Annotated in this window: 14 protein-coding genes and 1 tRNA gene; all 15 read right to left on the reverse strand. The window is 33.2% G+C overall.

The features are described 5' to 3' along the window. Positions 1 to 58: 58 nt before the first annotated feature. Positions 59 to 346 (reverse strand): cupin domain-containing protein, encoded by a 288-nt coding sequence (locus CIGN_RS05825; protein ID WP_179186968.1) that lies wholly within the window; start codon positions 344 to 346, stop codon positions 59 to 61. Between the two features lie 126 nt (positions 347 to 472). After that, positions 473 to 829 (reverse strand): 50S ribosomal protein L19, encoded by a 357-nt coding sequence (rplS, locus tag CIGN_RS05830; protein ID WP_086224039.1) that lies wholly within the window; start codon positions 827 to 829, stop codon positions 473 to 475. After that, positions 826 to 1521, reverse strand: a complete 696-nt coding sequence (gene trmD, locus CIGN_RS05835; protein ID WP_086302751.1) for a tRNA (guanosine(37)-N1)-methyltransferase TrmD — start codon at positions 1519 to 1521, stop codon at positions 826 to 828. The genes rplS and trmD overlap by 4 nt, the downstream gene beginning before the upstream one ends. Positions 1522 to 1524: 3 nt before the next feature. Next, positions 1525 to 2055, reverse strand: a complete 531-nt coding sequence (gene rimM / locus CIGN_RS05840) for a ribosome maturation factor RimM (protein ID WP_086302753.1) — start codon at positions 2053 to 2055, stop codon at positions 1525 to 1527. Next, positions 2045 to 2290: a KH domain-containing protein gene (locus tag CIGN_RS05845; RefSeq protein ID WP_086226545.1), complete on the reverse strand. Its 246-nt coding sequence runs from the start codon at positions 2288 to 2290 to the stop codon at positions 2045 to 2047. Before CIGN_RS05845 ends, rimM begins: the two co-directional genes overlap by 11 nt. Beyond that, entirely contained in the window at positions 2290 to 2517 is a 228-nt protein-coding gene (gene rpsP, locus CIGN_RS05850; protein WP_063998335.1) for a 30S ribosomal protein S16, read from the reverse strand. The genes CIGN_RS05845 and rpsP overlap by 1 nt, the downstream gene beginning before the upstream one ends. 70 nt (positions 2518 to 2587) lie before the next feature. Next, positions 2588 to 3934 (reverse strand): signal recognition particle protein, encoded by a 1347-nt coding sequence (gene ffh, locus CIGN_RS05855; protein ID WP_086302755.1) that lies wholly within the window; start codon positions 3932 to 3934, stop codon positions 2588 to 2590. A gap of 325 nt (positions 3935 to 4259) precedes the next feature. Next, positions 4260 to 5273, reverse strand: a complete 1014-nt coding sequence (gene msrB / locus CIGN_RS05860; RefSeq protein ID WP_086302757.1) for a peptide-methionine (R)-S-oxide reductase MsrB — start codon at positions 5271 to 5273, stop codon at positions 4260 to 4262. Positions 5274 to 5387: 114 nt separating this feature from the next. Next, positions 5388 to 7499, reverse strand: coding sequence for a ferrous iron transport protein B (gene feoB / locus CIGN_RS05865; RefSeq protein ID WP_086302759.1), 2112 nt, complete (start codon positions 7497 to 7499; stop codon positions 5388 to 5390). Next, the gene (locus CIGN_RS05870) at positions 7500 to 7724 is read right to left on the reverse strand and encodes a FeoA family protein (protein WP_086224032.1); all 225 of its coding nucleotides are present in this window, start codon (positions 7722 to 7724) and stop codon (positions 7500 to 7502) included. It abuts the gene before it with no gap. 481 nt (positions 7725 to 8205) lie between these two features. Next, positions 8206 to 8282, reverse strand: a tRNA-Arg gene (locus CIGN_RS05875). A 34-nt stretch (positions 8283 to 8316) separates the two neighbouring features. Then, positions 8317 to 10392, reverse strand: a complete 2076-nt coding sequence (gene fusA, locus CIGN_RS05880) for an elongation factor G (RefSeq protein ID WP_086226549.1) — start codon at positions 10390 to 10392, stop codon at positions 8317 to 8319. A 12-nt stretch (positions 10393 to 10404) separates the two neighbouring features. Continuing rightward, positions 10405 to 10875 (reverse strand): 30S ribosomal protein S7, encoded by a 471-nt coding sequence (gene rpsG / locus CIGN_RS05885; protein ID WP_086232363.1) that lies wholly within the window; start codon positions 10873 to 10875, stop codon positions 10405 to 10407. Between the two features lie 69 nt (positions 10876 to 10944). Further along, on the reverse strand, positions 10945 to 11328 hold the full coding sequence (gene rpsL, locus CIGN_RS05890; protein ID WP_063998572.1) for a 30S ribosomal protein S12: 384 nt from the start codon (positions 11326 to 11328) through the stop codon (positions 10945 to 10947). Between the two features lie 146 nt (positions 11329 to 11474). Beyond that, positions 11475 to 11972 (reverse strand): GmrSD restriction endonuclease domain-containing protein, encoded by a 498-nt coding sequence (locus tag CIGN_RS05895; RefSeq protein WP_220323448.1) that lies wholly within the window; start codon positions 11970 to 11972, stop codon positions 11475 to 11477. Positions 11973 to 12028 lie beyond the last annotated feature (56 nt).

Raw genomic sequence — 12028 nt, forward strand, 5'->3', positions numbered from 1 at the left:
TAAAGCTAATTTTTGTAAAAATTTAAATGATAGTAGTATATTAAGGCAAATTTAAAAATTACTTTTTACTATTTGCTACTTTAAATACTCTTGTATGACTATCTGATTTTGATAAACTTAGTCTTATTATAGAATTTTCTAATGCCTTTAACGAATGAGGTATAAATGCAGGCAATGTAATCATATCAAATTCATTCATAACCAAAATCTTTCCACTCATTTCAAATTCAATACCACCACGAAGCACTTGAACTATAATCGCATTTGGAGCCATATGCTCTTTCATAACCGCATCTTTAGCCATAGTTATGCGAATTTCCTTGCTAAATTCACTCTCACAAAGCATAGCAGTCTTAACACCATCAAAAATATTAAAATTAAAAATAATTTTTTCCACAGTAAGCCCAAAATAATGATTAAAAATCGAGATAAAGAAGAAGCCCCAAAAAAAGGGGCGAAATTGCAATAGAAATTATTTTTTAAGCTCTTTAATTCTAGCAGCTTTACCACGTCTATCACGTAGATAGAATAGTTTAGAACGTCTTACACGACCTCTACGTAGTACTGTAATACTCTCTAAGCTATCGCTATAAATAGGGAAAATTCTCTCTACACCAACGCTATTAGCACCGATTTTGCGAATGATGAAAGTCTCACCAGTACCACTACCACGGCGAGCTATACAAACGCCTTCAAAGTTTTGAATTCTGCTTTTGTCGCCTTCTTTGATGTGGATAGCAATTCTCAAAGTATCACCAGCACGAAAGTCAGGCACAGACTTAGTCGCGATTTGAGCATTTTCAAATGCTTCAATATATTTATTTCTCATCTTTTTTCCTTAAAGTTTGGCGATTTAAGAGTTTGATACAAATCAGGGCGAAAAAACCGAGTTTTGCAAAGCGCCATATGATTTTTTAAAACGTTGATTATACTATGATTACCCTTTAAAAAAGCTGAAGGCACAGGTGAGCCATTAAAAATATTTGGCTTTGTAAAGCTTGGAGCTTCTAAAATTCCATCTTCAAAACTCTCAATATCTAATGAATTTGCATTACCTAAAACCCCGGCAATATTGCGGCTAATAGCATCACAAAGACACATAGCAGCAAGCTCACCACCAGTTAAAATAAAATCCCCTATGCAAAAAACCTCATTTACTCTACTCTCGATAACACGTTCATCTATACCCTCGTATCTACCACAAATAAAACTAATATTTTCTAGCTTCGCAAGTCTCTTAGCGTCATTTTGATTAAATTTTTTACCGGCTGGAGTGAGATAAATTACATGCGTCTGCCCTATGCGATCAATCGCATCACAAAGTGGTTGCGCACTCATCAAAAGCCCAGCCCCACCACCAACCATATACTCATCAACTTTTTTATGTTTATTTTGAGTAAAATCTCGTGGGTTTATACAATTGATCTCTATTAGTCCACTTGTCTGAGCTCTACCAAGTATAGAATCGCTAAAATATGGCGTAACTAAATTTGGAAATAAGGTTATAAAGTTAAATTTCATAAGCTAAGAATTAAGCAATATATCCATAGAGTTTTTTACATCTACTCTTTTGCTGTTAATATCAATCTTAATAATAAAATTATCTTGATATGGTATATAAAACTGCTTTGTAAGTCCTTTGCTAATAAGTTCTGTGCTAGTCTTAATATCAAATAAAAATCCAGCCCCAACTTCTAAAATATCGTCAATTTTACCAAGCAAAATCTCGCCCTCATAAACCATAGAATCTATGATGTCAAAATAAAAATACTCATCTTTTTTAAGCTTACAACTCTTTTTAGTATCTTCTACAGTACGGTATAAAACTCGATTTACAAGCTCTTTTGCTACTTCAATACTCTCAAATCCATCAAATATTACAAGCGAATTAGAAGGTTCATAGCTCTTAATGGATAAAAGATTACCGAACTTATCATAAAATTTAGCGCCTTTTTTATACTGTTCTATGAAATCACTACGGTTATGAAGCTTTAAAGCTCCCTTTAATCCTACGGTTTTACCAAGTATGCAAACCTCTACTAAATCACTCTTCAATAGCTTTTACCGTAATTCTATATGAAGTTGGATCTTTGGCTTTATAGCCTATAACTACGGTTTTGATAGCATTTATCATTTTGCCATCTTTACCGATTAATTTTCCAGTATCGACCCTACTAGCATAGATAATAATCTCATCGAAGTTCTCACCTAAATTTATCCGCTCTGTGCGGATAATATCAGGTGAATCACTTATAAGTTTAGCATACTCTTTTAAAAAATCTTCAACCATTATTTTGTAATTTGAGCGACTCTATCGCTTAGTTTAGCGCCAACACTTTTCCAATATGCAAGTCTCTGGGCATCAAATTTAATCACTTCTGGCTCTACCATTGGATTGTAATAACCAATACTTTCAATCCAACCACTATCACGTCTTTTTCTACTATCAGTTACTACGATACGATAAAATGGTCTTTTTTTGCGTCCCATTCTTGTTAATCTAACTACTGTTGCCATCTTTTTCTCCTAAAATATTTTTTATAAGGCTTAGTTATAGCTAAATTCATAGCCATAAATAAACCCTAACTTATTTAGGACGGTTAGCGTTTGCCAACATATTTGCAAAGCCTTTCATACTATCTTTATTAGAGAATTTTTTAGCCAACTTTGCAGCACTACTAAACTGCTTTAAAAATCTATTTACAGTCATTTGATCAAGTCCAGCACCAGCAGCAATTCTACGCTTTCTAGCATTATTTAATAAATCTGGATTCTCTCTTTCTTTTGGAGTCATTGAGTTTATCATCGCTTTTATATGTTTAATCTGCTCTGAATTATCTAAATCAATATCTTTTAACTGATTTGCCATAGAACTCATACCAGGAATCATTCCTAAGATTCCTTTCATGCTTCCAAGCTTTTTAACACTCTCAAGCTGAGCTATAAAATCATTAAAATTAAACTCACCTTTTTTAATCTTTTTATTGAGCTTTTTGGCCTCTTTTTCATCTATGATTGTAGAAGCTTTCTCAGCTAAAGTCGCCAAATCGCCCTCGCCTAAAATTCTGCCAACGATTCTATCAGGGATAAAACTCTCAAGATCGGCCACTTTTTCACCCACACCGACAAATCTCAGCGGAATTCCTACTTGGTGTGCTATACCTATAGCTACACCGCCTTTTGTATCGGCATCAAATTTACTTAAAATAACCCCAGTAATGCCAAGAGCCTCATTAAAACTAGTAGCAGTGCGTACGCCATCTTGCCCACTCATCGCATCTGCAACATAAAAAATTTCATCTGGATTTAATACAGATTTTACCTCTTTTAATTCACTCATTAATGCTTCATCTATTGCCAAGCGACCAGCAGTATCAACTAAAAGTACATCATAAAAACCATCTTTTGCTTTTTTTAATGCTTCCTTAGCTACATTTACTGGATTATTTTCACCATCAATAGTAAAAAGCTCGATCTCATTTGCGCTACAAAGCTGTCTAAGCTGTTCTACTGCTGCTAAACGCTGCAAGTCGGCTGCAGCTACTAAAACACGTTTTTTACGTGCTTTTAGGTAGCTTGCTAATTTTATAGTTGTTGTGGTTTTACCACCACCTTGTAAGCCGGCCATTAACACAACTGTTGGAGGGTTTGAAGCAAACACAAATCCGCTACCTTTATTACCATCATTTGGAGCGGTTAAAATATTCGTTAAATTAGTTTTTATACTATCTAAAAACTGCTTTTGGCCTATAGTGCCCTTTTTCATATCAGCTTCTACAAGACTTACAAGTTCTTTTGTCACCTTGTGATAAACGTCAGCCTTTAACAGCGACTTTTTCAGCGTCTCAAGCGCATTTTTTAATGCCTTTTCATCATCGACAAATTTAAGTTTATTTACAGCTGATTTTAGCGATTCGCCAATAAGTTCAAACACTATATACCTTTTAAATTTGATTAAAATTGCTAATTATACCCTAAATTTCTTTAACTTTCTTTAATTGCTTAACTATACTTATACCTTTATGACAGATATTTTATGTAATACATAGATGTAAACTAGTACTAAACAAATATGTAAAGCATAAAATTAGCTATAAAATATTAAATTAATTTTTTAAAAGTACTTCATTATAGACTACTTTATAAACTTAGCGGTTCTTTAACAGTTATCGCCAAGCAAAAAATAATTAATAATTATATCTCTTACTAAGTTTAAAACCTAGATAGAAATTTAATAAAACATACTTTCAAACTAACAATTATTTTACATAGACTTTATATTCAGAATATCCTCTAATATCCATCTGATCATATGGGATAAACTCTAATGAAGCACCATTAATACAATATCTAAGCCCTCCTTTATCAATTGGCCCATCATCAAATACATGACCTAAATGGCTGCCGCTCTGTCTTGATGTGACCTCTATTCGTTCCATTCCATGACTTAAATCCCTATGATAACTAGCTGCATCAGTTGTAATTGGCTTTGTAAAGCTAGGCCATCCGCACCCAGCATCATACTTATCACTAGAGCTAAAAAGCGGTTTTTTACTTACAATATCTACATATATACCACGCTCATCAAATTTATCATACTGACTACTATATGGTCGCTCAGTGGCCTTTTCTTGTGTTACTTTAAATGCTAAATCGCTTAACTTTTCTTTTAATTCAGATAGGCTTGGAATTTTAAATTTGCTTTCATCATATAGTGGTTTGCTAGCCAAATTTAAATCAATATGGCAATAACCATTTGGATTTTTATCTAAATATTTTTGGTGATATTCTTCTGCTTTTATATAATTCTTAAGTGGCTCTATCTCAACTACAATTGGTTTAGTAAATTTAGCCTGTTTACGACTGATAAAATTCTCTATAACACTCTTTAGCTTATCATCACTATAATATATACCAGTGCGATACTGTCTACCTATATCATTGCCTTGTTTATTGATAGAAAATGGATCAATAATACGAAAATAATGCTCTAAAATTTCATTAATATCAACCCTATTAGAATCAAATTTAAGCCTAACAACTTCTGCGTGATCTGTACGAGCAATCTGATTATAGCTAGTTTGGTCACTTATGCCATTAGCATAACCTACTTCACTATATACCACTCCATTAATAAGATCAAAATATCCCTGAGTCCCCCAAAAACATCCACCGCCTAGATATATCTCTTTTAAATTTGACATATTTTCACCTTTTGGATTAGCCATTAAAGCAGTAATGGCAAGAATTATTGTAGTTATGTATTTTATCATTATACAACCTTAAAATCTAAATTTAGACAATTCTAGCAAAAGCAAAAAAATAAAATCTAAATATATTATTAAGGTTTAAATTTAATCAAAAGCCCATTTAAAGGGGCAAAACTCTCAAAAGAGCTTTGCTATATGTAACCCTATAAATGAAACCAAATAAGCAACAAATGTAGTAAAAATGAATAGATAAGCTATATATTTATATCCGCCAGCCTCTTTGCCAAAGACAATTGTAGCTGCTAAACAAGGATTATATAACATCACAAATAACACATACGCCACAGCCACCTCAATCGGTATAGCTTCTTGAATTTTTTGTATTAATCCATCGTTATTTTCATCTACTTCGCCACCTAACGAATACAATACACCCATTGTAGATATCGCAACCTCCTTAGCTGCTAAACCACTAACAATAGAAACGCTCAATCTCCAATCAAACTCCAACGGAGCAAAAAATGGCTCAATAAATTTACCAACCTTTCCTAAATAGCTATTTTCTATTAAGATATTTTCTAATTCATTAGATAATCTCTCTTTGTCTTCATCAGTTGCGGCTATCTCTATTTTTTGTTCATAAATCTCTTTAGTAGAGTCTTGAAACGGAAAACTACTAGCAAACCATATAAGCACAGCTGCAGCTAGAATGAAAGTACCGGCCTTTTTGATATACATTTTAGCTTTGTTATAGACCATAAACCAAATGAGCTTCCAATTTGGCATTCTATATTTTGGCATCTCAACAACAAAAGGCTCATCAGGACCTCTAAATGCCGTCATACGCAAAACCTTAGCCGCTATAAGCCCTAAAATAGCACCAAAAATATATATACCAAATAGCCAATTTCCAGCTTGAGCTTTTGGAGCAAAAGCACCTATAAATAGCACATACACAGGCAACCTAGCACCACAACTCATAAAATTAATTATGAAAAGAGTAAGCAAGCGGTCTTTTTCGTTTTTGAGAGTTCTTGTAGCCATAAATGCCGGGACAGAACACCCAAATCCAGTCACCAATGGGATAAAGCTTTTACCATGCAAGCCAAATTTATGAAAAAATCCATCTAACAAAAATGAAACCCTAGACATATATCCAGTAGTTTCCAAAAGCGCAATTCCAAAAAACAGTATCATAATATTTGGCAAAAATAGTATCACAGACCCAACCCCACCTATGATGCCATCAGCCAATAACGATGCCAAAAGCTCACTACTCACACTCTCTTTAACCATATCACCCAACGCCACATATCCAGCTTCAATATAGTCCATAGGCACCGCACCAAGAGTAAATGTAAGCTGAAATATCAACCACATAAAAAACAAAAATATCGGAATCCCAATATATTTGTTTATCAAAATTTTATCAATCATCCTAGTATAATTAATCTCTTTAGGCTTATGATATTTCACGCTCTCAGCGATCGCACCATTGACAAAATTACTACACTCTTGCATAAATATCTCACTTACAGATTGAGTTTTGTAGTGGATATATAGGTTATTGTGAGCTGTCTGGATCACCTTTGATAGCTCTATCCAAATGGGCTTATCGTGTAAATACTTATAAATTTGATTATCTTGCTTTAACAAAGCTATCGCTATATCTTTATTGCTTAATTTTAACTCTTTTATATTTGTATCATTTTTAGATTCTAAAAATTGCGAAATATCATCTATCTCTTTTTCAATCGCATCACTATAAATTCGCTTATTTGGGATATATGGTGATTTGTAAATTTCTATTATCCGTTCTATCAACTCATTTAAATTTGATTTTAAACTAGCAGATACTGATACGCAAGGCACTCCAAGGAGATTTTCAAATTTCTTAGCATCAATATTTATCCCCTCTTTTGATGCTTCATCACTCATATTTAGAGCTAAAATCATCTTTTTATTTCTCTCCATAATTTGGGTAGTCAAGATCAAATTGCGCTCTAAATTTGTAGAATCTACCACATTTATGATGATATCATAATCATTTTTATTGATAAAATCTTTAGTTATCCTCTCTTCAAGCGAGTAATCATTAATAGAGTAAGTTCCAGGAAGATCTATAATCTTAATATCATAATCTTTATATTTAAAATTTGCTTCAGATTTTTCAACTGTCACACCGGGGAAATTCCCAACCTTCAAATGCGATCCACTAAGTGAATTTATAAGTAGAGTTTTACCTACATTTGGTTGACCTACAAGTGCGATTTTAATAATCTTTTTCATCTAAATTCTCTCCACCTCAATACTCTTTGCCTCATCATATCTTAGCATCAAGCACATTCTATTACACTCAATCAAGATAGTCGAACTCCCCAATGAACTCTCTATCTTTTTAATAGTTTTGAATTTAGATAGCCCTAAACTAAAAAACCTCTCAAGCAATCTCTCAGTTACATTAAAATTTAAAATTTTAGCCATTTGACCATTTTCTAAAAGATCCAAAGTCATTAAAATCTCCAATAATGAAATTTATTATCAATTATAGTGAAATATACATTAAAGTTTTATTAAAAATAGTGGTTGTGTTGCAGAATTAAATTTTTGAATTACTAATACATATGCGCAACTACAAGATAGCTTAATACTAATATATAAATAAGATTTTAAACTAAAAATATTTAACAATATTTATTAAATAAAATTAATCTATTATTGTCTAGAACAGCTTAAATTTTATTCCTATAATAATTGTATTTGACGCAATCTTGTGTTATATGGCGTATAATAGAATATTTTTTAATGCTACAATTTAGGTATTATAAATAAAATATAATTAAAAGAAAATTTATTTAATTTTTACAAAAGGATAATCTTACTGATTAAGCTTAAAAGGTTGAATTTGATTTCTAACAGCTATGATTTTTTAAAATCTAAGAAAGAAACTTGGATAAAAGTAAATAAAGAGTATTAATCCTATTTAATTACAAAATGGCCTCCCCAATAGGATTCGAACCTATGGCCTCAGAATTAGGAATTCTGCGCTCTATCCTGCTGAGCTATGAGGAGCAAACTCCGCTGAAGCGGAGAAAATCAAAATGTATTAACCATTTCTCTTTTTGATAATTTCATCAGATACATTTTTAGGAACTTCTTCATAGTGATCAAATTCCATTGAGTATGATGCACGGCCTTGAGTTTGACTTCTTAAATCTGTAGAGTAGCCAAACATCTCAGCAAGTGGACAGAATGCAGTAACGATTTTATTACCACCTCTTTCATCCATTGAGCTAATTTGACCACGGCGTCTATTTAAGTCACCAATTACATCACCCATATACTCTTCTGGAGTCTCTACTTCGACTTTCATCATAGGTTCTAGAATTACAGCACCAGCCTTTCTAGCACCCTCTTTAAAGCCCATAGAAGCAGCAAGTTTAAACGCCATTTCAGAAGAGTCAACTTCATGGTAGCTACCATCAAATAGTGTAACTTTAACATCTTCTACCGGATAACCAGCTAAAACACCGCTTTGAAGTGCTTCATTACAACCTTTTTCAACAGCTGGGATATACTCTTTTGGTACAACCCCACCTTTAATATCATTGACAAATTCAAATCCGCTACCCGGTTCAAGCGGCTCAAGGCGTAAAAATACATGACCATATTGACCACGACCACCTGATTGTTTAGCGTATTTATACTCTTGCTCAACTGTCTTTTTGATAGTTTCACGATAAGCAACTTGAGGCTGACCAACTTCAGCTTCAACCTTAAATTCTCTTAACATCCTATCAACAATAATTTCAAGGTGTAATTCACCCATACCAGCAATAATTGTCTGACCACTCTCTTCATCAGTGCTAACTCTAAAGCTTGGATCTTCTTGAGCTAATTTGCCTAGAGCTATACCCATTTTTTCTTGGTCTGCTTTTGTTTTTGGCTCTACTGCAACGCTAATAACTGGCTCTGGGAAATCCATTCTCTCAAGGATAACTTTATCTTTTTCACTAGCTAAAGTATCACCTGTTAAAGTATCTTTAAGACCAACTACAGCACCAATCTCACCAGCGTAAAGAACTTTAATCTCTTCACGTTTATTTGAATGCATTTTTAATAGACGGCCGATTCTCTCTTTTTTATCTTTTGTTGAGTTATAAGCATAGCTACCGCTCTCTAGTTGGCCTCTATAAACCCTTACGAATGTAAGTTGTCCAACAAATGGGTCAGTCATAATCTTAAATGCAAGACCAGCAAATTCGCCATCATCTGTGCTATCTACAACTACTTCAGTACCATCTTCAAGCTCACCTCTAATAGCTTCAACTTCATCTGGAGCTGGTAAGTAATCAACAACTGCATCTAGAAGTGGTTGAACACCTTTATTTTTAAATGAAGTACCACAAACCATAGGAATAATACTCATAGATAGACAACCAGCTTTGATACCTTTTTTAATCTCTTCAATAGTTAACTCTTCGCCACCAAAGAATTTTTCCATTAGAGCATCATCAGTCTCAGCTACAGCTTCAATCATTTTATTGCGATATTCTTCAGCTTTTTCTACAAGATCAGCTGGAATATCTTTAACTACAAAATCAGTTGGTTTTGTATCATCTTCCCAAACAAGTGCTTTCATAGTAATTAGATCTACAACACCCTTAAACTCATCTTCAGCGCCAATTGGAATTTGGATAGGCACTGGATTTGCTTTTAAGCGGTTTTTGATCTGCTCTTCAACATTATAGAAGTTAGCACCGATTCTATCCATTTTATTTACATAAACCATTCTTGGAACACGGTATTTATTAGCTTGTCTCCATACTGTTTCACTTTGAGGTTGAACCCCACCAACAGCACAAAATACAGCTACAGCACCATCTAAAACACGCATAGATCTTTCAACCTCGATAGTAAAATCAACGTGTCCTGGAGTGTCTATAAGGTTGATTTGATGGTTTTTCCAAAAACAAGTAGTCGCAGCAGAAGTAATCGTAATACCGCGCTCTTTTTCTTGTTCCATCCAGTCCATAGTAGCAGCACCATCATGAACCTCGCCGATCTTATGGCTCATACCTGTAAAAAATAGAATTCTCTCACTAGTTGTAGTTTTACCAGCATCGATATGCGCAGCGATACCGATATTTCTAACCATATTTAATGGAGTTTTTCTTGACATAAGCTCTCCTTATTACCAACGATAGTGAGCAAATGCTTTATTAGCTTCTGCCATTTTATAGGTATCTTCTTTTTTCTTAAATGAAGCACCTTTTGAATTTGATGCATCGAGCAACTCAGCGGCTAATTTTTCTATCATTGTTCTCTCACTTCTTTTGCGAGCAAAACTGATAATCCAACGGATTGCTAGAGCTTGTTGGCGAGCTGGGCGGACTTCTACTGGCACTTGATATGTAGCACCACCTACACGGCGAGATTTAACCTCCATAATAGGTTTTACATTATCGATAGCACTATTAAATACATCTATACCTTTTAGCTCTCCACCTTTAGAATCAATAGCTTTTAAAGCGCCATACATAATCTGTGTAGCTACACTTTTTTTGCCATCATACATAAGTGAATTAATAAATTTAGTTATAACTTTATTGCCATAAATTGGATCAGGCATTACTTCCCTAACAGGGGCTTTTCTTCTTCTCATAACTTTCCTTCAAATTTAAATTTTACTCAAACTAAGCCATATCTAAGGGCTAGTCTGCGTCCTAAAAGATTACTTTTTAGCTTCTTTTGGGCGTTTAGCACCATATTTAGATCTAGATACAGTTCTTTTAGCCACGCCAGCTGTATCAAGCGCACCACGGACAATATGATATTTAACACCTGGTAAGTCTTTTACCCTACCGCCACGCACTAGCACGATGCTGTGCTCTTGTAGATTGTGACCTTCACCGCCTATATAGCTGATAACTTCAAATCCACTTGTTAGCCTTACTTTGGCAACTTTTCTCAAAGCTGAGTTTGGTTTTTTAGGAGTTGTTGTATAAACTCTAGTGCAAACTCCTCTTCTTTGAGGACACTCTTTTAACGCTGGTGATTTAGATTTTACGATCACTTTTTTGCGTTCTTTTCTGACCAATTGATTAATGGTTGGCACAATTTTTCCTTTCAACTAAATTTATTAAAAAGTCGCTATTTTATCCAAATTTTACTTAATTTAAAATGAAATATATTCTATTTATTTATAAAATTTTTTAAAGCCTGTTCTATTGCTTTATTTCTAGATTCTATATCAACTTTTGACTAAATTTTATCTTCTCTATTGCCAAGCTCTTTTACCTCTTGTGAATTATGATTCTCTTTATATTTTTCTTGTTTTAAAGAAAAAAAGTTATTAGCACATTTAATATTTGTTAGTTTGTTAAGCAAAATTTTATTACCTATTTGCTCCAAATATTGCGAATGACTTGTCTCGTTCCACTCATCAAAATTCGTATTTTGCCAAGTTTTAGGTAAAATATGCTCTACTTCTAATTTATAGCTTTCTATATCACTAGAAAAATTATTTAAAAATCTCTCTGGCAAGAATTTGCTATAAGAAAAATTTATATTTTGATTTAGCTCTGCATTCATTTTAAAAACTAAATCTTTAATTTCATTTGTATTTGTTTTATTATTTAGAATTTTAACAATCATTGCTTTTAGCAGTTCAAGTAGATAAATTTCGAATTCTTTATTAAAATTCTCATTAAATTCATCTTTTATAAAATTATCCTTATTTCTCCAAACCAAAAAAGCCACAAAAAATCTCCACATATCATTTTGATACAAACAAAGAATTTTAAAATATCTATAAG

The sequence above is a fragment of the Campylobacter devanensis genome (genome assembly GCF_002139915.1).
Taxonomy (GTDB): Bacteria; Campylobacterota; Campylobacteria; order Campylobacterales; family Campylobacteraceae; genus Campylobacter; species Campylobacter devanensis.

Bases quoted from the DNA above. Each gene is read 5' to 3' on its own strand.
- CIGN_RS05825 (WP_179186968.1), bottom strand. From the start codon at position 346: ATGCTTTGTGAGAGTGAATTTAGCAAGGAAATTCGCATAACTATGGCT.
- rplS (WP_086224039.1), bottom strand. From the start codon at position 829: ATGAGAAATAAATATATTGAAGCATTTGAAAATGCTCAAATCGCGACT.
- trmD (WP_086302751.1), bottom strand. From the start codon at position 1,521: ATGAAATTTAACTTTATAACCTTATTTCCAAATTTAGTTACGCCATAT.
- CIGN_RS05845 (WP_086226545.1), bottom strand. From the start codon at position 2,290: ATGGTTGAAGATTTTTTAAAAGAGTATGCTAAACTTATAAGTGATTCA.
- rpsP (WP_063998335.1), bottom strand. From the start codon at position 2,517: ATGGCAACAGTAGTTAGATTAACAAGAATGGGACGCAAAAAAAGACCA.
- msrB (WP_086302757.1), bottom strand. From the start codon at position 5,273: ATGATAAAATACATAACTACAATAATTCTTGCCATTACTGCTTTAATG.
- feoB (WP_086302759.1), bottom strand. From the start codon at position 7,499: ATGAAAAAGATTATTAAAATCGCACTTGTAGGTCAACCAAATGTAGGT.
- CIGN_RS05870 (WP_086224032.1), bottom strand. From the start codon at position 7,724: ATGACTTTGGATCTTTTAGAAAATGGTCAAATGGCTAAAATTTTAAAT.
- fusA (WP_086226549.1), bottom strand. From the start codon at position 10,392: ATGTCAAGAAAAACTCCATTAAATATGGTTAGAAATATCGGTATCGCT.
- rpsG (WP_086232363.1), bottom strand. From the start codon at position 10,875: ATGAGAAGAAGAAAAGCCCCTGTTAGGGAAGTAATGCCTGATCCAATT.